Raw genomic sequence first — 23,109 nt, 5'->3', positions numbered from 1 at the left:
TCTTATCGGCAGGAACACGCGGCCGCGGCGAGCACCTCGTCCCCGCCATGAACCCCTGACCCTGAAGGTGTGCCATGCCCAAAGCCAAGATCAACAAGAACCCCGTCACCGCGTCGACCCCGTCGACCGCCAACCGCACGCCGGTCAAGATCAACACCGGCGGCACGCCCATGTGGTACAAGGTGCTGATGTTCGCGTTCATGCTGCTGGGACTGGCCTGGCTGGTCGTGAACTACCTCGCCGGCGACATGATCCCCTTCATGCTCGAGCTCGGCGCCTGGAACTACGGCATCGGCTTCGGTCTGTTCATCGTCGGCCTGCTGATGACGATGGGCTGGCGCTGACCGCTTGACTGCCTGACCGCTGTGCGCCTGTGCGGCCGTGCCCCGGACCTGTTGGTCCGGGGCTTTTGTGATTGCCCGCCCAGGAGTGCGTAGCTGCGCACGTTCTGCACTTGCCCGAAGGGAGCCTCTTAACGGTGAGGTTCTCCCCGTCCCGTAGCCCGTTCAGACCCGGCCTGGGGGCCGGGTGGTGGCCTTCGGCCCACAGGGCGTGGCGCGGCAGATGGGTGTGAGGAACCGGACGGCACCAGCAACGGCGCGCGATGACCGGAGGAGGCCGCTCCCTCTCCGACGGACAACCCAGTGGGACCCGGGTTTTGTGTTTTTGCCGGTCACTCCGGATCATTCACCTGCGAAATTACAGGAACCGGCACATCCCGCCCGGCCCCGCGACGCCGAGGGAACTGGCATTCCTCCGACCGTCCCGATTCCTGGTCCGTGAGCGGATCGGAGACATGTGATTCAACGCGTCACGACGGAACCCGGGGAGAACGCGGACCACTGAATCACAAAAACTGCCCGTGACCGTGGAACAAGGCCTTCGCAGGGCGAGTTTCCTTCTCCCCACACCGACCAACGGCGGTCAGGAGTGCGCAGCTGCGCACTCTTTTTCTGCATTTCCCCACCTGAACGGCCTTAAGACACGCAGCGCCCCGCTCCCGGCACAGTCTTCACCGGCGTTTCCCGCCGCCCCGGGAAACAGGGTGGCCGGGAGATGGCCGACGCGCCGCGCGGGGGTGAATGACAAGTTTCCCGGATGTCCGGAACCTGAACCCCACAAACTGTGGAAGACGCACACCATTGGGAAAAAGTTATCCACAGGCTGTGGGTAAATCTGTGGAATTGTGACGAATCCGGGTGAAATTCCACTTATCCACAAGCTGTGGAAGTATCTGTGCACTAATTCCACCGGACGAGCATCAGTTCGAGAAAATTCTTGTAATTCAAGGTGAGTCAGCCTGGATTAGCTCAGGTGTTGGGAAATAACAAAAGTGTAGTTATCCACACTGTGGATAACTCTTGTGGACAATTCCGGTTGCGGTGGAAACGGTGAATAACTTCCCGAGTTGTCCCCAGGTGCCGCACACCCCGCCACGGCACCGCCCCGCATCACCCCCAAAAATCACATGAATCGCACTCAGAACGTGAGGGACACCCCGCCGACATCCATCAACCACCCCATTGTGAGCGCGACCGACACCGCCAGGACCGCCAGCACGCCCGCCCACCGGACGCGGGGACTGCGGTGAATGACAAAACCGAGCATGAGGAAACCGAAGACCAGGCCGCCGAGGTGCCCCCAGAGCGACACGCTGGAGCTCATGAAGGTATAGACCAGGTTGACTGCGATGAGGATGAGCGGGGCCCGCAGGTCGGCGCGGCGTCGTAGAGCCACTCCGACGAGCAGCACCATCAGCGCGTATATCGCGCCGGAGGCGCCCGCGGTCGGGGTGGTGGGGGCCATCCACAGCACCGCGGCGGAGGCGCCGATGCCGCCGGCGAAGAACGCCGCCGTGTAGAGGGCGGTGCCGGTGTATCGCTCGACCTCACGACCGATGAGCATGAGCAGGAAGACGTTGATCGCCAGGTGGCTCAGATCCACGTGGAGGAACACCGCCCCGATCGCCCGCAACGCACCCAACGGGGAGGACAGGACCGCGGGTCCCCACAGGATCCACGCCTCAGCGAGCGGGGAGCCGGAGAGATTGGCCATGATCGACCGCGACTGCACCGCGGTGACCAGCCACACCAGTACCGCGAGCAGGGCGAAGACGGTCGTCGCGGGCACGTCGCGGTACCAGCGGCGCAGCCATTCAGTCATCGGGTCGGGTTCCTTTCGGTTCTCATGAATCCGGGTACAAGAAAACCCGCGCGGCACGGCCCAGGAAGGGACCGCACTCGGCGCGGGTGGAGGATGCCGGGAAAGAAGCGGGTTCTTACTCGGAGATCTCGACGGACTCGATGACCACCGGCTCATTCGGGCGGTCCATGCGGTCGGTCGGGGTGGAGGAGATGGCGTCGACGACCTTCTGGGACTCGGCGTCGGTGACCTCGCCGAAGATGGTGTGCCGGTTGTTCAGGTGCGGGGTCGGGCCGGTGGTGATGAAGAACTGCGAGCCGTTGGTGCCCGGGCCGGCGTTCGCCATGGCCAGCAGGTAGGCGCGGTCGAAGCGCAGCTCGGGGTGGAACTCATCGGCGAACATGTAGCCCGGGCCGCCACGGCCGGTGCCGGTCGGGTCGCCGCCCTGGATCATGAAGCCGTCAATGACGCGGTGGAAGATCGCGCCGTCGTAGAACGGGCCCTTGTCGGTGCCGGAGGCGTTCTCGGTCTTGTACTCCTTGGTGCCCTGGGCCAGGCCGACGAAGTTGTCGACGGTCTCGGGGGCGTGGTTGCCGAACAGCTCGATGACGATGTCGCCGCGGTTCGTGTGCAGCGTCGCGGTAGCGGTCTTGTTGGTCATGCGGACCATCCTAGTGAACGCGGTCGCGTCGTGCCGGGAGTCCCCCTTACCTTACGGGTGAGACGGGGGGCGCGGTGGCGGCGCCTCATCCGGCGCTGTCCGCGGGGTGGCCCGGGTCCGTCGGTCGCACCGGATCCCGGCCACCCCGCGACCGCCTACCGTCACCGCTTACTTCACCGGCTGCAGCGACTCGGCCACCAGGTCGCGGGCGAGGACCAGGTTGCGCAGGGCCGGCTCAACCTCGGCGTAGCCGCGGGTCTTCAGGCCGCAGTCCGGGTTAATCCACAGACGCTCGGCCGGCACGTTGACCAGCGCGGCCTTGATCAGCTCGGAGAGCTCGCCGACGCTCGGCACGCGAGGCGAGTGGATGTCCCAGATGCCGGGGCCGATCTCCGAGGTGAAGGAGTCCTCGAGGTCGCCGAGCAGCTCCATCCGCGAGCGGGCGGCCTCGATCGAGGTCACGTCCGCGTCCAGCGCCGCAACGGCCTCGATGATCTGGCCGAACTCGGAGTAGCAGAGGTGGGTGTGGATCTGGGTGTCCGGCTTCGCGTCCAGGGCCACCAGGCGGAAGGAGCGCACGGCCCAGTCCAGGTAGGAGGCACGGGCGTCCGAGCGCAGCGGCAGCAGCTCGCGCAGGGCGGGCTCGTCGATCTGGATGATCCGGATGCCGGCGTTCTCGAGGTCGGCGACCTCGTCGGCCAGGGCCAGCGCGATCTGGTCGGCGGAGACGGACAGCGGGACGTCGTCACGCGTGAACGACCAGGCCAGGATGGTCACGGGGCCGGTGAGCATGCCCTTGACGTGCTTCTCGGACAGCGACTGGGCGTAGCGGGCCCACTCGACGGTCATGGCCTCGGGCCGGGAGACGTCACCGATGACCAGCGGCGGGCGGGTGCAGCGGGAACCGTAGGACTGGACCCAGCCGAACTCCGTGGTGACGAAACCGTCGAGGAGTTCGGCGAAGTACTGGACCATGTCGTTGCGCTCGGGCTCGCCGTGGACGAGCACGTCGAGGCCGAGGCGCTCCTGCAGGTCGATGACGCTGCGGATCTCCTCCTTCAGCGCGGCCTCGTACTCGGCGTCGGTGAGTTCACCGGCGCGGTGGCCGGCGCGCGCCTTGCGCACCTCGGCGGTCTGCGGGAAGGAACCGATCGTGGTGGTCGGCAGCTCCGGCAGGTCGAGGGACTTCTGTGCCTCGACGCGCCCGGCGAAGGCCGGTTCGCGCTGGACCGCCCCCTCCGGCAGCTCGGCGACACGGGCCTGGACGGCCTCGTCGTGGGTGCGGTGCGATTCGCGGCGGGTGCGCACGGCGCGGTCGGAGCGGGCGAAGGCGTCCGCGGCGGCGACGGTGCCGTCATTCAGCGCGGTGGCCAGGGCCGTGGCCTCGCCGATCTTCTCGTCGGCGAAGGACAGCCACCCGGCGACGTCGACGGGCAGTTTCGTCTCGACGGCCACGGTGTGCGGCACGTGCAGCAGGGACACCGAGGAGGACACGGACAGCTTCTCGACGCCCGCGTCGCGCAGCGACTCGAGCACCGTGAGCCGCTCGCGCAGGTCCGCGGCCCAGACGTTGCGGCCGTCGACCACGCCGGCGACGAGCGTGGTCTCCGGCCCCACGGCGGCGGCGACGCGTCGCGGGTACTCCGGATCCGTGGCCAGGGTGGCCGGGGCGAGGTCGACGTGCAGGGCCTCCGGCGCGGCCTGGGTCAGGGCGTCCAGTCCGGCGCGCAGGGAGCCGTAGGGCGTGGTGACCAGGACGTTCGGGCGCTCGGCGCCGACGCGGGCGTCGAGAAGCGTGCCGTAGGCGGTGGCGGCGTGATCGGCGAGCCGGTCGTCGGGGGCGACCTGCAGGTCGGCGGTCAGGGCCGGCTCGGCGAGCTGGATCCAGTCGACGCCCGCGGCGGCCAGGGAGGACAGGACGACCCGGTAGGACTCGGTGAGCTCGGCCAGGCGCTCCAGCGGGTTCCCGGCGCCCTCGGCCGGCTTGGACAGGGCCAGCAGGGTGACGGGACCGACGAGGTAGGGGCGCACGGTGTGGCCGGCGGCCCGGGCCTCGGCGACGAGCGAGAGCACGCGGTCGGGGCGGGCGACGAAGCGGCCGGCCTCGGCGACCTCGGGGACGATGTAGTGGTAGTTGGTGTCGAACCACTTGGTCATCTCGAGCGGGGCGCGCTCGGCGTTGCCGCGGGCGAGGGCGAACTCCTCGTCGAGGGGGACCTCATCCGCGTCGCCGCCGAGCAGGCCCACGGTCAGGGCGGTCTCCAGGACCTGGTCGTAGAGCGCGACATCCGCCGGGATGGCGTAGTCCCCGGTCAGCCCCAGGTTCCGCAGCCGGGCGTAGGTGTCCACGCGCAGGGAGTGCGCGGTGGAGGTGAAGGTCCCGGCGTCGATGCGTCCGGCCCAGTAGGATTCGAGAGCCTTCTTCAGCTCACGGTTGGGGCCGACGCGCGGGTAGCCCTCGATGGTGGCGGCGGGAAAAGTGTGTGCAGACATGAAAAAGGAAGCCTTTCGGAAGGTGTTCGATGGTTCTGAACTGCTCTTCGCGGGGGCTCCCGGTGCATGCAGTGGGTGTGCGGCTCATCCGCCCGGTGGGCGGGGCGCCACTCCTATGCGGTCCAGCAGTTCTGTGGTGACATCCGGCTTGTTGTGGGTGTAGATGTGCAGACCCCCGGTGCCGGCGTCCAGGATGGTCTGCCCCAGTTCAGCGGTGAGGCCGAGTCCGACCTCGTGCTCGCCCTCCGGACCGGCGGTCTCGAGCCGGCGTATCAGCCGGTCGGGGACGGTCAGCCCGGAGAGCTGCCCCATTCGGCGCAGCCGCTGAACGCTCGTCATCGGCATGATGCCGGGGATGAGCGGGATGGTCACGCCCGCCAGGCGGGCTCTCTCCGCGAAGCGGAGGAAGTCCTCCGCGTCGAAGAACAGCTGCGTGATGGCGAAGTCGGCGCCGGAGCGCTGCTTGGCCAGCAGGACGTCGATGTCCTCGTCGTAGTTCGCGGACTCGGCGTGCCCGTTGGGGTAGGCGGCGACGCCGACGGCCAGGCGGCCGGCGGCGAAGCGCAGGGCCTGCTGCTTCTCGACGTCGCGGATGAGACGGACGAGCTCGTCCGCGTGCTGGAGGTGACCGGGCGGCAGCCCGGTCTGCCCTTCGTCGAGGTCGCCGCGCAGGGCCAGCAGGCCGCGGACGCCGGCGTCGACGAGCCGGTTGATCCAGGTGAGCAGTTCCCCGCGGTCGCCCGCCGTGCAGGCCAGGTGCGCCAGGGGGCGCATGCGGGTGGTCGCGGAGATCTGCGCGATGAACTCGGTGGTGCCCTCCAGCCAGCCGGAGCGCCGCGAACTGGTCACGGCGATGTAGTCCGGGTTGTAGGACTCGAGGGTGGCCAGGAGATCGGCGATCTTGGCCTGATCCGCGTCGTGGCGGGGCGGGATGACCTCGAAGGACAGCGCCGTGCGGGGGCGGGCGGCGGCCGTGGGCGCGGGGGCGGTGTGCGCACCCGTGAGGTGGGCGCCGGTGTCGGCGGACTCGGTGTCGAGCGGCGCGGAGGCGGAGAATCGGGACGTTGCGCGGCGGTGCATGGTGGCCACGTTCATGTTCTCCTCCTCTGCGGTTGCGGGCCCTGGCGGGCTGTTGATGAAGTGGTGGCGAATGTAGCAAGACGGGACCGGAATCAGAACAGGGAACTCAAAGATATTACTTTGAGAATAGGCGTTGGCCTGGTCTTTCAATTACTGCCGCCGTGAATATAATTCGCGGGCCCACGGCGTGCGGCACGCCTTTTCCGTACCGAGCTGTCTAACCCGTTTCCGGGGTGGCCGGCAGAGTTCCCCACATGTTTTCCGGGGCCGCGGGCGCGGGGTCCGGGAGGCGTGGGAGCCGCTTCAGACTCGCTGGCAGAACGCCGGAAAAATGACGCGAACCCGGCGGCGGGGATCGAAACGTAGCTACGCTGGATGGCACTGAAAGAGCAACTCACCCGAGCGCAAGGAGTCACATGAATCCGTTAACCCTGAAGATGGCTCTGTCCGCGGCCTCGTCCGTCTGGGGCCGCGCCAAGGACCACCGCGAGCAGAAGGCCCGCGAGGCCTACGAGACCCTGGCCGAGGCCGCCGGCTCCGTCGACCTCGATCACCTCAAGGGGCGCTCCGCCGAGCTGCTCGACGAATCCCGCCGCGAGGCGGGGGCGCTGACCAAGGCGGCCCGCGCCCGTCTGGAGAAGGCCCGCGGGGATCTCAGCCATCCCGACACGGCCCAGGCAGAGGCCGACAAGGCCAAGAAGGCCTTCCGCAAGACCCGGAAGGATCTGCGCAAGGACGCCTCCAGGCGCGCCAAGGCCGCCGAGAAGAAGGCGAAAAAGGCACAGGGGAAGAAGCGCCGGAACACCATGCGGAACTTCGGCCTGCTGGCCCTGGTGGCCGCCTTGATCGCGGCCCTGTACTACTGGTTCACCCGCCGCCCGGAGCCGGGGACCACCCCGCCGCACGTCCAGGACTTCTCCGACGAGGGCGCGGCCACCGAGGAGTCAACCGCCACGCTCGTGTACTCCACCAGCACGCCGGAGGGTCAGCAGGCCCCCGCCGGCGATCTCGCGGAGGAGCCCGCCGAGCGTGACGAAGAGCTGCTGAGCGCCCTCGACGAGCAGCTGGAGACCCACCGATCCGAGAACCTGACCGACATCCCCGAGGAGGACACCATGGAGACCCCCGACAACGCCGAGAACGTCGCCACCGACGCCGACGCCAACCCCCAGAAGACCGCCGACCAGGCCGCCGAGGAGATCGAGCGCGACGTGACCGAGGAGGCCGAGGAGACCAAGGGCTCCGGCGAGACCGCCGAACTCGGTGACCTGCAGGCCCAGGGCGAGGAGCTCGAGGACGAGTTCGACCGCAAGATCGGCCGCAACCCGGACGACAACCAGACCTAGGCACGCTGCGGCACCCGCCGCGCTTCGTCCTACCCGATCAGCGCCCAGCCCCTCCCGGGGCGGGGCGCTTTTTCATGTCTTCCTGAAGTTGTGGTCTGTGCAGCGCACCGGGCATCTCCCCCATCGAAGGAAATGATGCAGGTCAGGGCCTTGACATTCAAAACAGTACGATTATACTGTTAACCAGGCAGCTAGGTGAGGCTAGCCTAACTTGAAAGTCATAGACAGGGGTCACCCCGGCACGGGATCGCCCCTGGGAAAGGGGTAGAGACATGACAGAAATCCAGCAGCTCGCGCAATTCGTCGAGCAGGCCTCCCTCGAGCAGATGAGTCCGGAGGCCCTCGAGCAGCTCAAGATCCGCGTCCTGGACACCCTCGGCGTGGCCATCGGCGCCCTCGACGGCGAACCGACCGTCGCCATCCGCGGTCTCCTGACGGACCTCCAGGCCGGTGGGCTCGGCACCGCCACGATGATCGGCGGTGGGAAGACATCGCCGGAGCGGGCGGCCTTCTACAACTCCGCGCTGAGCCGGTACCTCGACTTCATGGACTCGTACCTCGCCAAGGGCGAGACGAACCACCCGTCGGACAACCTGGGTGCGGTCCTCGCCGCGGCCGAGAGCGCCGACGCCAGCGGCGCCGACTTCCTCACCGCGCTTGCCGTGGCCTACCAGATCCACACGCGGCTCTCCGACGTCGCTCCGGTGCGCGACCGCGGCTTCGACCACACGACGCAGGGCGCCTTCGCCGCCGGCGCGGCCGCCGCCAAGGCACTCGGCCTGGACGCCGGGCAGATCGCCAACGCCGCCGCGATGACCGGTACCGCGAACGTCGCCCTGCGGGTGACCCGTACCGGCAACCTCAGCCACTGGAAAGGGCTGGCGTACCCGCATGTGGCCAAGGAGGGCACCTTCTACGCCATGCTGGCGGCCCGCGGCATCACGGGCCCGGAGGAGGTCTTCGAGGGCAACAAGGGCTTCAAGGAGTCCGTCGCCGGCGACTTCGGGATCGACTGGTCCGCCGAGGACCTCGAGTCCGTGCGACACACGATCATCAAGAAGTACAACGCCGAGATCCACTCGCAGTCGGCCCTGGAGGCCGCGCTCAAGCTCCGCGGGTCGGTGGGCTTCGACATCAACCGCATCCGCGAGATCCGGCTGAAAACCTTCGACGTGGCCCACAAGATCATCGGTGGCGGTGAGGAAGGCGACAAGCGCACCGTCCGCACCAAGGAGGAGGCCGACCACTCCCTGCCGTGGATGCTCGCCGTGGCGCTGATCGACGGGGAGCTGAACCCGGCGCAGTACGCCCCGGAACGCATCGTCGCCGCCGACGTCCAGCAACTGATGAGCAAGGTCGTTATCACTCCCGACGAGGAGCTCTCACGCCGCTTCCCGGCCGAGATGTCCGCCGACCTGACCATCGTCCTCGACGACGGCACGGCATTCCACACCGCCGAATCGGCCTACGCCGGCTTCCACACCCAACCGTTGGACTGGGCCGGGGCCCGCGCCAAGTTCGACGCCCTGACGGCGCCGTTCGCGGATGCGGAGCTGCGCGACCGGATCGCCGGGATCGTCCACACCCTCGAGTCCCGGGACTCGGTGAGGGAGCTAACCGCGGTCCTCGCCGAGGTCTCCCCGACCCGGAATCACGAACGTAACCAGTAAGCACCGACAGAAAGGACACCACCATGACCAACGCAATCGACTTCGATGTCGCCTTCAACTTCGTTCCGCGGGCCCACCGCCCGGCCAAGCCGCGCACCTACGGCATGACCGAGATCCGCGCCCCGTACTACAACACCTTCGGCACCCGGCACCTGCAGGACGTCTTCGACGTCGCGGGCCCCTGGGTTGACGGCATCAAGTGGGCCGGCGGTTCGTTTGCCCTGCTGCCGCCGGAGCAGGTCCGCAAGTTCAGCGACATCGCCCATGAGAATGGCGCCTACGTCTCCTCGGGCGGCTGGATTGAGACCGTCCTGCGCTACGGCGAGGACGCCGTCGACCAGTACCTCAAGGAGGCCAAGGACGTCGGCTTCGATGTGATCGAGATTTCCACCGGCTTCATCATGCTGCCGACCTCCGGCCTCGAGCGCCTGGTGGAGAAGGTGACCAAGGCCGGTCTGAAGGCCAAGCCCGAGCTGGGCATCCAGATCGGCTCCGGTGGCGACTCAGGTGTCGAGGAGCTCGCCGCCGAGTCGAAGAAGGACATAGGTGACCTCATCGACCGCGGCAAGCGCGCACTGAACGCCGGCGCATCGATCATCATGATCGAGTCCGAGGGCATCACCGAGAACGTCGCCGAGTGGAACACCTCGGCGGCCGCCTCCATCATCAACGGCCTGGGTCTGGAGAACGTCATGTTCGAGGCCTCCGACGGGCCCGTCTTCGAGTGGTACGTCAAGAACTACGGCAACGAGGTCAACCTCTTCGTCGACCACTCCCAGATCCTGCAGCTGGAGGGTCTGCGCCAGAACATCTGGGGCAACAAGTCCACCTGGGGCCGCGTGATCAACCCCCGGTAGGACAGGCCACGCGAACGGATCTCGTCCGGGAAAGCATCTCCCCGCCCGTGAAGGAACCGACCTCCGGCTCACCCCGGAAGCCGGTTCCCTCTTTCACTCCCCGTCTGCCGGAAACACGACCGCGACGCTTCGACAGCTGGGCGCGGAACCTGCCCGGAATCCGATGTTTCACGTGAAACCGGGCTGGAGCCCACGAGCGAGCGGAACACAGTGTTTCACGTGAAACGCCGCGCAGTCCCTCGTTGAGCGAGCCTTCGGCGGAAACACCTGCACGTTGATAGCGGCAGCACTGGGAACCACTCCCCCACCCCACCGACGCCCTAACCGGGCCCACAAAAAAGAACCACCCTCCGTTCCCGGAGGGTGGTTCCTGCAGTGTTCCCTGTGGAGCATAGGAGAATCGAACTCCTGACCTTCTGCTTGCAAAGCAGATGCTCTACCAATTGAGCTAATGCCCCATTGTTCCTTGGTGGGCCTAGCAAGAATCGAACTTGCGACCTCATCGTTATCAGCGATGCGCTCTAACCGACTGAGCTATAGGCCCTGGGAACGAATATGTACTTTACCCACCACTTCGGATAAATGACAAATCGCCTGGTCGAAGGAGATTTTTCCCCGACCAGGCGACCATTCTGCAGTGGCCCTACTCCGCCTCTTCCCGGAGGGTGACGGTCAGGCCACCGAAGAGGTCCACGATGGCGTTGTAGACCACCGCGGCCAGTGGGGCGAGCACCGTCATCAGGATGGCGCCGATGGCGCCGATCAGCGCAGCGAAGGAGATGACCATGCCGAAGGTGATCGCCTGGGAGCCACCGATGTCACCGATCAGGCTGTTCAGCTGGTCCCAGATACCCGCGGCGGACATGCCGGAGTACAGCAGAGCCACGGCCAGGAGCCAGGCAACCAGTGCGACCAGGGACATGGCCAGGCCGACACGGAAGGCCGACAGGGGCGAGATCCTGGTCACGGCTACATCTCGTGCTGCCATTTCTTACTCCTCGGTAACATCTTCGCCGGTTTTGGTCTCGTCCGACTCTACGCCAGCGATTTCCTCCAGGCTCTCCTGCGTCTGCTTCTTGCTGCGCTCGGCCGGGCCGTCCACCGCTCCCTTGGCGACCTTCTCGGCCTCCTCCTCGCCTTCTTCCTCGACGTTCTTGTCGATGGCGAGCAGCTGGACGTCATCCTCGAGGTTGACCAGTCGGACGCCCATCGTCGCGCGGGAGGAGGGGCGGATCTGGTTGACCTCGGTGCGGATGACGCCGCCGGCGGAGGTGATGGCGAAGATCTGGTCGTCGTCGTCGACGGCCAGAGCGCCGATGAGCTTGCCGCGCTTCGGGGTGTACTTGAAGGTCATCACGCCGAGACCGCCGCGGGCCTGTGCGGTGTACTCCTCCATGCCGGTGCGCTTGCCGTAGCCGCCGGAGGTGGCCACCAGCAGGTAGGCGCCGTCGCGCACCACGCTCATGGCCAGCAGCTGGTCCTCGCCGCGGAAGCGCATGCCCTTCACACCGGCGGTGGCGCGTCCCATGGGGCGCAGCTGGTCGTCGTCGGCGGTGAAGCGCACGGCCTGCCCCTCCTCGGAGACGAGCAGCAGGTCGTCATCCTCGGAACACAGGGCGGCGCCGATGAGACGGTCGTCGTCGTTGAGGTTGATGGCGATCAGGCCGGCGGAGCGGGCCGACTCATAGTCGGTCAGGCGGGACTTCTTCACGCGACCGTGGGCGGTCGCCAGCACCAGGTAGGGGGCGTCCTCGTAGGACTGGATCTGGATGACCTGGGCGATGCGCTCCTCGGGCTGGAACTCGAGCAGGTTGGCCACGTGCTGGCCACGGGCGGTGCGGCTGGCCTCCGGCAGCTCGTAGGCCTTGAGCCGGTAGACACGGCCGAAGTTCGTGAAGAACAGGATCCAGTCGTGCGTGGAGGAGATGAAGAAGTGGCGGACCACGTCCTCCTGCCGGAGCTCAGCGCCGCGCACGCCCTTGCCGCCGCGCTTCTGCGACTTGTAGGCGTCGACCTTGGTGCGCTTGGCGTAGCCGGTGGAGGTGATGGTGACCACCACGTTCTCCCGCGCGATCAGGTCCTCCTCGGAGACGTCCCCGGAGGCGGCGACCAGCTGGGTGCGGCGCTCGTCGCCGTACTTGTCGACGATCGTGGCGAGCTCGTCGCGCACGATGTTGCGCTGGCGCTCGGGGCTGGCGAGGATGTCCTTCAGATCGGCGATGATCTTCTCGACCTCGGCCAGCTCGTCGACGATCTTCTGGCGCTCCAGAGCGGCCAGACGGCGCAGCTGCATCGCCAGGATGTGGTCGGCCTGGGTCTCGTCGACCGTGAGCAGGTCCATCAGGCCGGTGCGGGCGATGTCGACCGTGGCGGACTCGCGGATCAGGGCGATGACCTCGTCGAGGGCGTCGAGCGCCTTGACTAGGCCGCGCAGGATGTGGGCGCGCTCCTCCTTCTCGTTGAGGCGGAACCGGGTGCGCCGGACGATGACCTCGATCTGGTGCGCCACGTAGTAGCGCAGCATCTGGTCCAGTCGCAGGGTGCGCGGCACGCCGTCGACGATCGACAGCATGTTGGCGCCGAAGTTCGTCTGCAGCTGCGAGTGCTTGTACAGGTTGTTGAGGACCACGCGCGGCACGGCGTCGCGCTTGAGGGTGACGACGATGCGCATGCCCACGCGGTCGGAGGACTCGTCCTCGATCTTGGAGATGCCCGCCAGCTTGCCGTTGGTGACCTGCTCCGCGATGTTGGCGATGAGATTGTCCGGGTTGACTTGGTAGGGCAGCTCGGTGATCACGATGGTCTGCCGGTTGCCGACCTCCTCGATGGCGGTCACACCGCGCATGCGGATGGAGCCGCGACCAGTGGTGTAGGCGTCCTTGATGCCGCTGTCGCCGACGATGAGGCCGGCCGTCGGGAAGTCCGGCCCCTTGACGAACTTCATGCAGGCGTCGAGCGCCGCCTTCTCGTCGGCGTTCGGGTTCTCCAGCAACCAGTAGATCGCCTCGGCCAGCTCATTCAGGTTGTGCGGCGGAATGTTGGTCGCCATGCCGACGGCGATGCCGTTCGAGCCGTTCATCAGCAGGTTCGGCACACGCGAGGGCAGGACGTCCGGCTCGGCGGTCTTGCCGTCGTAGTTCGGGGAGAAGCTGACGGCGTCCTCGCGGATGTCGCGGACCATCTCCATGGCGATCGGGGTGAGCTTGCACTCCGTGTAACGCATGGCCGCCGGGCCGTCGTTGCCGCGGGAACCGAAGTTACCCTGGCCGTCGATCAGCGGGTAACGCATGTTCCACGGCTGTGCCAGACGCACCAGGGTGTCGTAGATGGCGGAGTCGCCGTGCGGGTGGAACTGACCCATCGTGTCCGAGACCGGGCGCGCGGACTTCACGTAGCTGCGCTCCGGGCGGTAGCCGGAGTCGAACATCGCGTAGATGATGCGGCGGTGGACGGGCTTCATGCCGTCGCGGACTTCCGGCAGGGCTCGACCCACGATGACCGACATCGCGTAGTCGATGTAGCTGGTCTGCATCTCCTCGTTGATGTCGATCGGGAGAATGCGGTCGAACAGGTCCCCTGCCCCGTTATTGTCGTCGCTCATGCTCACCTTCTTGTTCGGGGGTTAGACGGATCCATCCTACCTGGGAAATCGCCGCAAAAGCACGTTGAGAGCCGCTCAGAGCCCTGCAGCCGCACGCGACGGTATCAGTCTGGTATCACTGAGACATGGCCATGACACTGCGACTGACCTCCGAACAGGACCGCGCGCTGACCCTGCTGGCCAGCGCCCAGGGTTCGAGCAAGCATGAGGCCGCCGTCCGCGCGATCGTCACCGCGGCCACCCGCATGCTTGCCGACGCCGAGGTGGCCCAGCTCGCCCGCGACACCGTCGCCGGGCACGCGGCGCTTGAGGGACGCGTCCGGCGGGCCCGCCGATGATTCCGGGACTGACCCCGGAACAGCTGCTGCTCATCGCCGACGAGTTCGCGCGCGTGAACCGGGTGGAGGTGCGCAGCTTCGCGGCCCTGGCCCAGGCGGCGGCCACCCCGGGGGCGCACTTTGCCGGTGTCCCCGTCTTCGCCGACGTCGCGGCCGCCCGCGCGGGACTCGAGGACGCCGTCCGCCTGCTCGAGCCCCTGACGGGACGAAACAACGCCTTCGCATCCGTCTGCGGAGAGGTCTACGAGAAATTCGCGGCCGCCCGGTAGCGGGGGCGGTAACGGCCGTGGCAATGGTTGGCGCGCCATGCGTGAACTGTGTAAAGTTGGCAACCGTTGTGGTTGCAGTTAACTAGTGTGTTTGGTGTGACTAAGTTTCTGCGGTGGAAGAACCGCAACATCAGCGATCCCCGTTGTTGAGTACACCCAAAGTTGGTGTTCTGAACCATGGGGATCGCTTTTTTCCTGTGCATTTCCGGCAACGGCCCGCGCAGTGCGGACCGCCCGCCCTCTAAGCTGTACTCATTCCCGTATCCCTGATCCGAAAGGCTCCGACATGTCCGACCTGTCTCAGCTCCTCAGCGACGAGAAGCGCCCCGCCGTCGCCTCCGATCTCGCCGCCTTCGTCGAGTCCCAGATCTCGGAGCAGTCCGGCATCACCGGCATGGCGATCAAGGGCGCCGCCGCAGCCGCGCGGAAGGTCGACAGCAACATCGTCCCCAAGGGCGTCAACCGCATGCTCCCGGACCTCCTCGGTGACCTCGACCCGCACTGGCAGGCCTTCCAGGCGGACGCCTCGACCGACTTCGGCGAGTTCCTCGCCGGCCGCAGCCCCCAGGTCGTCGACGCGCTCATGTCCGTGGCCGACCGCAACGCCGAGCAGATCTCGATCCCTGCGCTGGCGAAGGCGTACAACTCGCTGCGCGGCAAGGGCGCGAAGCTCATCACCCCAGCCGTCCCGGAGCTCGGCCGCATCCTGCAGCGCAACATGGACTGAGTGGCAGAAACGACGCCCCGGTGCCCCCTGTTTCCAGGGGCGGCACCGGGGCGTCGTTCATCCGCTGTCACGCTGCGCTCCCGCGCGGCGGAACTACACGTCCAGGAAGCGGACGTCCTTCGCCTTGCGGGTGATGAAGCTGCGGCGGGCCGCGACGTCGTCACCCATGAGGATGGAGAACAGCTCGTCGGCGCGCTGCGCGTCGTGCAGATCCACGCGACGCAGGAAACGCACCTCCGGATCCAGGGTGGTCTCCCACAGCTCGTTCGGGTTCATCTCGCCGAGACCCTTGTAACGCTGGATGCCGTCGTCGGTGTTGATCTTCCAGCCCTTCGCCAGGCCCTCCTCGAGCTGCTCGTCGCGCTCCGCGTCGGAGTAGGCGAAGCCCGGCTCGTGCTTGGACCACTTGAGCTTGTACAGCGGCGGGTTCGCCAGGTAGACGTGGCCTTCCTCGATCAACTGCGGCATGAAGCGGAACAGCAGGGTCAGCAGCAGGGTGGCGATGTGCTGGCCGTCGACGTCGGCGTCGGCCATCAGCACGACCTTGTGGTAGCGGAGCTTCGAGAGGTCGAACTCCTCGTTGATGCCCGTGCCCAGGGCGGTGATGATGGCCTGGACCTCGGCGTTCTTGAGCACCTTGTCCAGCCGGGCCTTCTCCACGTTGAGGATCTTGCCGCGCAGCGGCAGAATCGCCTGGTACATGGAGTCACGGCCGGCCTTGGCGGAGCCACCGGCCGAGTCACCCTCCACGATGTAGAGCTCGGACTTGACCGGATCCTTCGAACGGCAGTCGGCCAGCTTGCCCGGCAACCCGCCGAGATCGGTGGCGGACTTGCGGCGCACCAGATCCCGGGCCTTACGGGCGGCGATGCGCGCCTGCGAGGAGGCGACGGCCTTACTGACGATCGCCTTGGCCTCGGCCGGATTGGCGTCGAACCAGAAGGAGACGTGCTCGTTGACGGCGCGCTGGACGAAGGACTTGATCTCGGTGTTGCCGAGCTTGGTCTTCGTCTGGCCCTCGAACTGCGGATCACCGACGCGCACGGACACCACGGCCGCCAGGCCCTCGCGGCAGTCGTCACCCGTGAGCTTCGGGTCCTTTTCCTTGATCAACCGGTGATCGCGGGCGTACTTGTTCATGAGGGTGGTCAACGCCGCGCGGAAACCCTCCTCGTGGGTGCCGCCCTCGTGCGTGTTGATCGTGTTGGCGAAGGTGTGGACCGACTCCTTGAAACCGGAGTTCCACTGCATGGCGATCTCGACCTCGTGGTCCGCGCCCTTGGCCTCGAAGCCCACGATGGACGGGTGAATGCCCGTCTTGCCCTTGTTGAGGTGGTTGACGTAGTCGACCAGTCCCTCCGGGTAGTGGTAGACGGCCTTCTTCTCACGCTTCTTCGGGGCCTTCGGCGCTTCACCGGCGGCGGCCTCCGGGGCGTCGACGTCGTCGAAGGACGGGCCGTCCAGGGACTGGGCGGTGTCGCCCTCCTCGGCCAGGGCCTCGAGCTCGAGCTCCTCGTCGGTGACACGCTCGTCCTTGAGCGTGATCGTCAGGCCCTTGTTCAGGAACGCCATCTCCTGCAGTCGGCGGGCGATGGTGTCATAGTCGAACGTGGTGGTCTCGAAGATCTCGGCGTCCGGCCAGAACCGGATGGTCGTGCCGGTGCCGCGGGCGTTGCCGCCCTCGACCAGTTCTTCGGGGAGTGCGGTGTTGAAGTTCTGGAACCAGTGCTTGCCGCCCCGCTTGATGTCGGCCTCGACGCGGGTGGACAGGGCGTTGACCACAGAGATGCCGACGCCGTGGAGACCACCGGAGACGGCGTAGGAATCGGAGTCGAACTTGCCGCCGGCGTGCAGCTGGGTCATGACGACCTGGACCGTCGGCGCACCGGAGGGGTGCATCTCGACGGGGATGCCGCGGCCGTCATCGACGACCTGGACGCCGCCGTCGGCGAGCAGAGTCACCTCCACCTTGGAGGCGTGGCCTGCCATGGCCTCATCGACGGAGTTGTCGACGACCTCCCACACCAGGTGGTGCAGGCCGCGCGCACCGGTCGAACCGATGTACATGCCCGGGCGCTTCCGGACGGCCTCGAGACCCTCCAGGATCGTGATCGATGAGGCATCGTAGTTGTGTTCAGGGGTAGCCACGTGAAACGAGTACTCCTCGCGAAATTGAATTTTGAGACCTTTTTATTCTACACCCTTAACTCCCCTACCTGCCGAGGGGTCGCTCCCGCCGGAGACCCGTTCTCGCGCGGGAGAGAGGAAATTCCCAGGTCGCCTTTCGCCGCCAAAATTCTACCCGTAGGTGTCGCGCGGGCCGCGGCCCTTGATGTGGAGCCGGCCCTTGCGCCAGTTGGGCGTGCGCGGTCCGAAGATCTTCAGTTCGGCGATGATGTCGGGGCCGACCCGCTGCGCGATGATCTGCAGGATCTGGCGCTGCATCATCCGCAGATTCGTCGCCCAGGCGGTGGAGTCGCAGGTGATGAACAGGGTCTTGTCCTTGATCATCTCGACCTTGGTGTGCTGCGCGATCTTCTCACCGACGAGCTCGTCCCAGTGGCTGTGCACCCAACCGCCCGCGATCTCGTGTTCCCAGCCGCGCTTGGCGATCTCGCCGCCGAGCAACGATCCGAAGGACTCCACGTCGATCTTCCGACGTGGAAACCGCCCGTCCGCACCACTGCGTATCCCCGGCCCGCGGCGTCCCCGCAACGGCAGGGCACCGCCGGATTCCCCCGACGTCGGGCCCTCCCCGGCGGGGCGCTTGCGGGGGGTCCGCCGTGGCACGGGATTCTTACCCTGGTTGGCCAGGTCGGGAACCCGGCCCCCGCGCTTCTTCGCCGCGGCGCGCATGTTCTCGAAGGCCGCCGAGACCGGATCGACCGGCCCCTCAGGAGTGTCAGCCATCGACGGCCTCCAACTCGGAGATCCGGCCGGAGTCGGTGTCCCGGACGGTGACGTTGTAGCGGGCGACGACCGCCGTGTCGAGGTTCCCGGGTAGGTCACCGTCGACAGCGGCGGTGATGAGCACCTGCTCCGCGTCGGCGGCCAGATCCACCAGTTTCTCCCGGCGGCGGGCGTCGAGTTCCGCGAACACGTCGTCGAGGATGAGAATCGGATCGGTGCCGTCACCGCGTAACAGGGAGAACTCCGCCAGACGCAGCGACAGGGCGAACGACCAGGTCTCGCCGTGGGAGGCGAAACCCTTGGCGGGCTGATCCCCGAGCAGCAGGTCGAGGTCGTCACGGTGGGGACCGACCAGCGAGACGCCGCGCTCGACCTCGCGCTGCCGGACCCGGCCCAGCTCGGAGAGCATCGCCGCCTCGAGGAGGGCGACCTCATCCGCGCCGCCGGCAGAAGTTCCGGTGCCGGTGTCATTCTCCCCGTCGGCACCGGTCAGCTGCTGCAACGCCTCGTCGACGGTTGAGCGGTAGTCCACCCGGGCCGGCCGTGACTCCGGGGCGATGCCGGAGTAGGCGCCGTGGATGTGCCCGCCCAGTTCCGTGACGAGACGACGGCGGGCGGCGATGACCTGGGCGCCGAGGCCGGCGAGCTGGGAGTCCCAGGTGTCGAGGGTGGCCAACGCCGAGACGCCGTCCTCGTCGCGGTAGCCGCGGCGCAGCGCCGACGAGGCGTTCTTGAGCAGGGCGTTGCGCTGGCGGAGCACCTTGTCGTAGTCGGCTTTGACGCCGGCCAGCCGTGGGGTCCGGGTGGCGACGATGTCATCCAGGTAGCGGCGGCGCTCGGCGGGCTCGCCGCGGACCAGCGCGAGATCCTCCGGGGCGAAGAGCACGGTCTTGACCACCCCGAGCAGTTCCCGCGGCGAGGCCAACCGGGTCCGGTTGATCTGCGCCTGGTTCGCGGCATGCGGTTTGATCAGCAGATGCGCGGTCAACTCGCGGCCCTGATTGACCGCGGTCGCCGACACGCGTGCGTTGGCGGCGCCGTGGCGCACCAGCGGGGCGTCGTGGCTGATCCGGTGCGAGGCCAGGTGCGCGGTGTAGCCGACGGCCTCGACGATATTGGTCTTGCCGAAGCCGTTACGGCCCACGAATACCGTGACCCCGGGCTCGAGCGTCAGGGACAGCTCGGACCAGGAGCGGAAGTCACGCAGGTCAAGGGATCTGATGTGGATGGCGTTTCACCTCCCCGGATGCTCGCGGCGACCTTGGCGATGGCACCCGACGCAGTGCCGGGCACCGGTGGACGGGCGCATGCCTAGCCCGGAAGTCTGACCGGCATGAGGAGGTAGGTGAAGTAGGTGTCCGGGGTCGGGAAAGTGCCGTCGGCGTCGGCCTCCGGAAGCTCCTCCGGCTCCGGGATGAGGATCGCCGGACGGGAGGGCTCGGTGAAGCCGAAGACCACCCGGTTGGTGTTCACGACCGCCAGGCCGTCCTTCAGATAACCCGGGTTGAAGGCGATGATCAGCTCATCGCGGCCGGAGAAGGCGCAGGGCAGCCGCTCCTCGGCGTGGCCGGAATCCGTGCCGCCGGCCGAGAGGATGACCTCGCCCTCGGTGAACTGCATGCGGATCTGCGCGTTGCGCTCAGTGACCAGGCTGACGCGGCGGATCGCCTCCTGCAGGGGAGCGATCTCGACGGTGGCCATCGAGGTGTGCGTCTTCGGCAGCAGCGGCTGGATATTCGGGAAGTCCGCGTCGAGCATGCGGGCGGTGGTCTCCCGGTTGTCGGTGTGCACGCCGAACAAACCCTCGCGGCCGATCTGGTCGCCGGTGCCCACGGCGATCTCGACGGGATCCTGGATTCCGGTGTCCAGCGTCCGGGCGTTGTCCAGAAGCGTCTTGGCCGGGATGAGGAGCTTGGCGGAGACGTCCGGGGAGGCCGGATCCCACTCGAGGGTGCGCAGCGCCAGGCGGAAGCGGTCGGTGGCCGCGAGTTCCACGTTCGGGCCGTTGATCTCCATGTGCACGCCGGTGAGCATCGGCAGGGTGTCATCCTTGCCGGCTGCTGCGGCGACTTGGGTGACGGCCTCGGAGAACAGGCGGGCGTCGATGGTGCCGGTGACCTCCGGCAGCTGCGGGATCTGCGGGTAGTCGTCGAGCGGGATGAGCGGCAGCTCGAAGCGGGAGGAGCCACAGCTCACCAGCGCCTTCGAACCATCGACCTGGAGGTCGACCGGCTTGTTCGGAAGGGTGTTGACGATCTCGGCGATAAGCTTGCCGGCGACGGCGATGCGTCCGGACTCGGCGATCTCGGCTGCGATGCGCACGCGGGTGGAGACCTCGTAGTCGAAGCCCGCGAACTCCAGGCCGTTGTCGTCTGCGGTGATGATCATGGCGCGCAGCACCGGTTGGGTCACCTTCGAGGGCAGGCTCCTGGCGACCCAGGCGACGGCGTGGGCCAGATCATCCCTGGCCACCCGGAACGACACTGCTTGTGACTCCATGCTTGGTGGTGCTCCTCGACTAATCACACGTGCACTTGCGGACGCGGCGACGTGTAATTCCGTCGCCGCGAGTATGCGGTCCGTCCCGGCCCGGTGACTTCTTGTAATTCCAGGAAGTCGGAGGGGTCCGGGAGACCGCCTGAATGACAAGTTCCAACGTACCCCAACCACAGCGGTGATCCTTATCCGGGATTTGTAATTCGTTCCGCCCGCCGCCCGGTGGCGGGAGCGAATTCCTCGAGTTGTCCCCACATCCTCTTTCTTCTAGATGGATTACAAGTAATTAGTTGGTAAGGGCAGTAGGGCCTGTGCAGTCTGTGGACCGAGGGGCGAATTACAAGGTGGCCGGGTTGATCCGTCCTGTGATCCGGGGTGTGGGATCCCTGTGGATAATTCGACCGGTCTGTGGATAACTTCCCGGACTTCCGTTTTCTCCACAGATCCGATCGATCCACTCACCGTCGATACACAGCCAAAACGGGGTTATCCACAGGCCTGATCCTCGCGTTCCGCGAGCGCGGGTCGTGACGAGTCTCATGAAATAACAATCATGTAATTACACAGGTGTGAATAAAGCTGGGGATAATTTTCCGCCGCCTGGCGGCGGCGGGTGTCCGTCGCGGATGTGGTTCTCGACGACCCCGCAGTGCACACTGCGCGCTCGTCGAGAACCGGCCGGGACGCGCCACGACCGTGCGACCCCGGGATCGGCGACACCCACCGGCCGACCCTGGCAATGGGTGGCGGGTGGGTGTCAGTTGTTCCGGCTTCTGCCGGAGGCGGTCCGGACCTGGGAATCAGCCCCGGCCGCGGTTCTTGATCAGCTGTGTGAGCTGCTGGATCTCGTCGTAGGTATCGCGCTTCTCCGTCATTTCCTTGCGGATCTTGCGCTCGGCGTACATGACCGTGGTGTGGTCCTTACCGCCGAACTGGTCGCCGATCTTCGGTAGCGAGAAGTCCGTCAGTTCACGGCACAGGTACATGGCCAGCTGACGGGCGTGGGCCACGGCCCGGGTCTTGCCCGCACCGGTGAGGGTCTCCATCGAGATGTTGAAGTATTCCGCGGTGACCTCCATGATCGCCGCCGGGGTGATCTCGACGTCGGCGGCGTCCGGGAGGATATCGCGCAGGGCGATCTCGGCCATCTCGCGGTTGATCGGTTCGTTGACCAGCGAGGAGTAGGCGCTGACGCGGATGAGCGCGCCCTCGAGCTCACGGATCGAGGACTCGAAGCGCGAGGCGATCATCTCGAGCACGTCGCGGTCGACGCGGGTGCCGTCCGCCTGGGCCTTCTTCATCAGAATGGCGATGCGGGTCTCCAGATCCGGCGGCTGGACGTCCGTGATCAACCCGCCCTCGAAGCGGGTGCGCAGCCGGTCCTCGAGGGTGGTCAGCTGCTTGGGCGGACGATCCGAGGACAGGATGATCTGTTTGTCAGCCTGGTGGAGGGCGTTGAAGGTGTGGAAGAACTCCTCCTGCGTGCCTTCCTTACCCTGCAGGAACTGGATGTCGTCGACCATGAGGATGTCGAGGTTCCGGTAACGCCGCTTGAAGGATTCCTGCCGGTCGTCACGCACGGAGTTGATGTAGTCGTTCGTGAATTCCTCACTGGAGACGTACTTCACGCGCAGGCCGGGCTGCAGCACCTGGGCGTAGTTGCCGGCCGCGTGCAGCAGGTGGGTCTTGCCCAGGCCCGATCCACCCCAGATGAACAGCGGGTTGTAGGCGCGGGCCGGATTCTCCGCGACAGCGACGGCCGCACCGTTGGCGAAACGGTTCGATGAGCCGATGACGAAGTTCTCGAAGGTGTACTTCGGGTTCAGCGACTTGTCCCGGTTGGGATCGTGCGCCGGGGTCTCGCGGGGCAGACGTTGTCCCTGTTGAGGAGGGGTGGGGGCCGCCGGGTAGGAGAAGGACTGCGAGTCCGGGAGGGTGTGCGGCGGGGAGTAGGACTGCTCCCGGACGGTGGCCGCATCCTGGAAGTGGGCCGGGGCGTGCGTGGGCGTCCAGCCGTCGGTGTTGTTCTGTTGTTCGCCGATCCCCGGTAGCTCCGTCTGCACCGGATGTCCGGGATGTCCCGCGTGTCCGGGGAACTGCTGCGGCTGCGGAGGAGGCGAGGTGTGAGTCTGCTGGGGATACTGCGGCTGTTGTGGTGGCTGTTGTGCCTGGGTCGGGGGCTGTTGCTGGGGAGCCTGTGCGAAGGGATCCGTCTCGGGTGCCGGGGCGGCCTCGGGCTCGACGCTCACCGCCAGACTGCAGGGGCGACCCATGCGGTGCGAGAGCACCTTCACGATGTGTTCGCCCAGGTCATTCTCCACGACCTGCTTGGCCATGACGTGCGGAACGGCCAGCACGGCGTAGCCGTCAACGAGGACGATGGGCCGGGCGAGCTGGAGATAGGCCCGCTGCTGGTGGGTGAAGGTCGGTATGTCGGAGTCCGGGAGCTCGGACTGCCGCAACAGCTCCGTGAGCACCTCCCGCCATGTGTCCACCAGCGATGTCGATTGTTCCGCCAC

The 23,109-nt window shown here is 66.8% G+C and carries 18 protein-coding genes and 2 tRNA genes; 7 read left to right on the top strand and 13 right to left on the bottom strand.

The features are described 5' to 3' along the window. The first annotated feature begins 74 nt into the window (after window positions 1-74). On the top strand, window positions 75-344 hold the full coding sequence (gene crgA / locus A605_RS00100) for a cell division protein CrgA (RefSeq protein WP_015399460.1): 270 nt from the start codon (window positions 75-77) through the stop codon (window positions 342-344). Window positions 345-1,479: 1,135 nt separating this feature from the next. Here the strand turns inward: crgA and A605_RS00095 are convergent. From A605_RS00095 to A605_RS00080, 4 genes are all read right to left on the bottom strand, one after another. Next, the gene (locus tag A605_RS00095) at window positions 1,480-2,163 is read right to left on the bottom strand and encodes a rhomboid family intramembrane serine protease (RefSeq protein ID WP_015399459.1); all 684 of its coding nucleotides are present in this window, start codon (window positions 2,161-2,163) and stop codon (window positions 1,480-1,482) included. A 115-nt stretch (window positions 2,164-2,278) separates the two neighbouring features. Continuing rightward, a complete protein-coding gene (locus A605_RS00090) occupies window positions 2,279-2,803 on the bottom strand; it encodes a peptidylprolyl isomerase (protein ID WP_015399458.1) in 525 nt (174 codons plus the stop codon). A gap of 168 nt (window positions 2,804-2,971) precedes the next feature. After that, on the bottom strand, window positions 2,972-5,296 hold the full coding sequence (gene metE, locus A605_RS00085; RefSeq protein ID WP_015399457.1) for a 5-methyltetrahydropteroyltriglutamate--homocysteine S-methyltransferase: 2,325 nt from the start codon (window positions 5,294-5,296) through the stop codon (window positions 2,972-2,974). 84 nt (window positions 5,297-5,380) lie between these two features. Beyond that, window positions 5,381-6,391 (bottom strand): methylenetetrahydrofolate reductase, encoded by a 1,011-nt coding sequence (locus A605_RS00080; RefSeq protein WP_015399456.1) that lies wholly within the window; start codon window positions 6,389-6,391, stop codon window positions 5,381-5,383. Window positions 6,392-6,792: 401 nt separating this feature from the next. Here A605_RS00080 and A605_RS00075 point away from each other — a divergent pair, with 401 nt between their 5' ends. The 3 genes from A605_RS00075 to A605_RS00065 all read left to right on the top strand — a co-directional run bounded on the left by A605_RS00075 (window position 6,793) and on the right by A605_RS00065 (window position 10,249). Beyond that, complete coding sequence (locus A605_RS00075; RefSeq protein ID WP_015399455.1) at window positions 6,793-7,722, top strand: hypothetical protein; 930 nt, start codon at window positions 6,793-6,795, stop codon at window positions 7,720-7,722. Between the two features lie 272 nt (window positions 7,723-7,994). Then, window positions 7,995-9,392, top strand: a complete 1,398-nt coding sequence (locus A605_RS00070) for an MmgE/PrpD family protein (RefSeq protein ID WP_015399454.1) — start codon at window positions 7,995-7,997, stop codon at window positions 9,390-9,392. 23 nt (window positions 9,393-9,415) lie between these two features. Beyond that, the gene (locus A605_RS00065; RefSeq protein ID WP_015399453.1) at window positions 9,416-10,249 is read left to right on the top strand and encodes a phosphosulfolactate synthase; all 834 of its coding nucleotides are present in this window, start codon (window positions 9,416-9,418) and stop codon (window positions 10,247-10,249) included. A gap of 385 nt (window positions 10,250-10,634) precedes the next feature. Here the strand turns inward: A605_RS00065 and A605_RS00060 are convergent. From A605_RS00060 to gyrA, 4 genes are all read right to left on the bottom strand, one after another. Then, a tRNA-Ala gene (locus A605_RS00060) sits at window positions 10,635-10,707 on the bottom strand. A gap of 9 nt (window positions 10,708-10,716) precedes the next feature. Then, a tRNA-Ile gene (locus tag A605_RS00055) sits at window positions 10,717-10,793 on the bottom strand. Window positions 10,794-10,892: 99 nt separating this feature from the next. After that, a complete protein-coding gene (locus A605_RS00050) occupies window positions 10,893-11,237 on the bottom strand; it encodes a DUF3566 domain-containing protein (RefSeq protein ID WP_015399452.1) in 345 nt (114 codons plus the stop codon). 3 nt (window positions 11,238-11,240) lie between these two features. Next, complete coding sequence (gyrA, locus tag A605_RS00045; protein ID WP_015399451.1) at window positions 11,241-13,850, bottom strand: DNA gyrase subunit A; 2,610 nt, start codon at window positions 13,848-13,850, stop codon at window positions 11,241-11,243. Between the two features lie 125 nt (window positions 13,851-13,975). Here gyrA and A605_RS00040 point away from each other — a divergent pair, with 125 nt between their 5' ends. The 3 genes from A605_RS00040 to A605_RS00030 all read left to right on the top strand — a co-directional run bounded on the left by A605_RS00040 (window position 13,976) and on the right by A605_RS00030 (window position 15,184). Further along, on the top strand, window positions 13,976-14,188 hold the full coding sequence (locus A605_RS00040; protein ID WP_015399450.1) for a hypothetical protein: 213 nt from the start codon (window positions 13,976-13,978) through the stop codon (window positions 14,186-14,188). After that, a complete protein-coding gene (locus A605_RS00035) occupies window positions 14,185-14,457 on the top strand; it encodes a hypothetical protein (protein ID WP_015399449.1) in 273 nt (90 codons plus the stop codon). The genes A605_RS00040 and A605_RS00035 overlap by 4 nt, the downstream gene beginning before the upstream one ends. Window positions 14,458-14,743: 286 nt before the next feature. Next, complete coding sequence (locus A605_RS00030; protein ID WP_015399448.1) at window positions 14,744-15,184, top strand: DUF6918 family protein; 441 nt, start codon at window positions 14,744-14,746, stop codon at window positions 15,182-15,184. 93 nt (window positions 15,185-15,277) lie between these two features. Here A605_RS00030 and gyrB read toward each other — a convergent pair whose 3' ends face one another. From gyrB to dnaA, 5 genes are all read right to left on the bottom strand, one after another. Further along, window positions 15,278-17,332, bottom strand: a complete 2,055-nt coding sequence (gene gyrB / locus A605_RS00025; RefSeq protein ID WP_015399447.1) for a DNA topoisomerase (ATP-hydrolyzing) subunit B — start codon at window positions 17,330-17,332, stop codon at window positions 15,278-15,280. Between the two features lie 150 nt (window positions 17,333-17,482). Next, window positions 17,483-18,094 carry a DciA family protein gene (locus A605_RS00020; RefSeq protein ID WP_015399446.1) on the bottom strand — a complete coding sequence of 204 codons (612 nt, stop codon included), beginning with the start codon at window positions 18,092-18,094 and terminating at the stop codon, window positions 17,483-17,485. Then, a complete protein-coding gene (gene recF, locus A605_RS00015) occupies window positions 18,087-19,322 on the bottom strand; it encodes a DNA replication/repair protein RecF (RefSeq protein WP_027004383.1) in 1,236 nt (411 codons plus the stop codon). Before recF ends, A605_RS00020 begins: the two co-directional genes overlap by 8 nt. Before the next feature lie 83 nt (window positions 19,323-19,405). Continuing rightward, window positions 19,406-20,593: a DNA polymerase III subunit beta gene (dnaN, locus tag A605_RS00010; RefSeq protein WP_015399444.1), complete on the bottom strand. Its 1,188-nt coding sequence runs from the start codon at window positions 20,591-20,593 to the stop codon at window positions 19,406-19,408. A gap of 797 nt (window positions 20,594-21,390) precedes the next feature. Beyond that, complete coding sequence (gene dnaA / locus A605_RS00005; RefSeq protein WP_015399443.1) at window positions 21,391-23,109, bottom strand: chromosomal replication initiator protein DnaA; 1,719 nt, start codon at window positions 23,107-23,109, stop codon at window positions 21,391-21,393.

It is taken from the genome of Corynebacterium halotolerans YIM 70093 = DSM 44683, assembly GCF_000341345.1.
Lineage (GTDB): Bacteria > Actinomycetota > Actinomycetes > Mycobacteriales > Mycobacteriaceae > Corynebacterium > Corynebacterium halotolerans.
This window is presented reverse-complemented; position numbering and strand designations above follow the sequence as displayed.

What these genes read in the sequence shown, in the direction of transcription:
- crgA (WP_015399460.1), top strand. Translation starts at nt 75, where the DNA reads ATGCCCAAAGCCAAGATCAACAAGAACCCCGTCACCGCGTCGACCCCG.
- A605_RS00095 (WP_015399459.1), bottom strand. Translation starts at nt 2,163, where the DNA reads ATGACTGAATGGCTGCGCCGCTGGTACCGCGACGTGCCCGCGACGACC.
- A605_RS00090 (WP_015399458.1), bottom strand. Translation starts at nt 2,803, where the DNA reads ATGACCAACAAGACCGCTACCGCGACGCTGCACACGAACCGCGGCGAC.
- metE (WP_015399457.1), bottom strand. Translation starts at nt 5,296, where the DNA reads ATGTCTGCACACACTTTTCCCGCCGCCACCATCGAGGGCTACCCGCGC.
- A605_RS00080 (WP_015399456.1), bottom strand. Translation starts at nt 6,391, where the DNA reads ATGAACGTGGCCACCATGCACCGCCGCGCAACGTCCCGATTCTCCGCC.
- A605_RS00075 (WP_015399455.1), top strand. Translation starts at nt 6,793, where the DNA reads ATGAATCCGTTAACCCTGAAGATGGCTCTGTCCGCGGCCTCGTCCGTC.
- A605_RS00070 (WP_015399454.1), top strand. Translation starts at nt 7,995, where the DNA reads ATGACAGAAATCCAGCAGCTCGCGCAATTCGTCGAGCAGGCCTCCCTC.
- A605_RS00065 (WP_015399453.1), top strand. Translation starts at nt 9,416, where the DNA reads ATGACCAACGCAATCGACTTCGATGTCGCCTTCAACTTCGTTCCGCGG.
- A605_RS00050 (WP_015399452.1), bottom strand. Translation starts at nt 11,237, where the DNA reads ATGGCAGCACGAGATGTAGCCGTGACCAGGATCTCGCCCCTGTCGGCC.
- gyrA (WP_015399451.1), bottom strand. Translation starts at nt 13,850, where the DNA reads ATGAGCGACGACAATAACGGGGCAGGGGACCTGTTCGACCGCATTCTC.
- A605_RS00040 (WP_015399450.1), top strand. Translation starts at nt 13,976, where the DNA reads ATGGCCATGACACTGCGACTGACCTCCGAACAGGACCGCGCGCTGACC.
- A605_RS00035 (WP_015399449.1), top strand. Translation starts at nt 14,185, where the DNA reads ATGATTCCGGGACTGACCCCGGAACAGCTGCTGCTCATCGCCGACGAG.
- A605_RS00030 (WP_015399448.1), top strand. Translation starts at nt 14,744, where the DNA reads ATGTCCGACCTGTCTCAGCTCCTCAGCGACGAGAAGCGCCCCGCCGTC.
- A605_RS00020 (WP_015399446.1), bottom strand. Translation starts at nt 18,094, where the DNA reads ATGGCTGACACTCCTGAGGGGCCGGTCGATCCGGTCTCGGCGGCCTTC.
- dnaN (WP_015399444.1), bottom strand. Translation starts at nt 20,593, where the DNA reads ATGGAGTCACAAGCAGTGTCGTTCCGGGTGGCCAGGGATGATCTGGCC.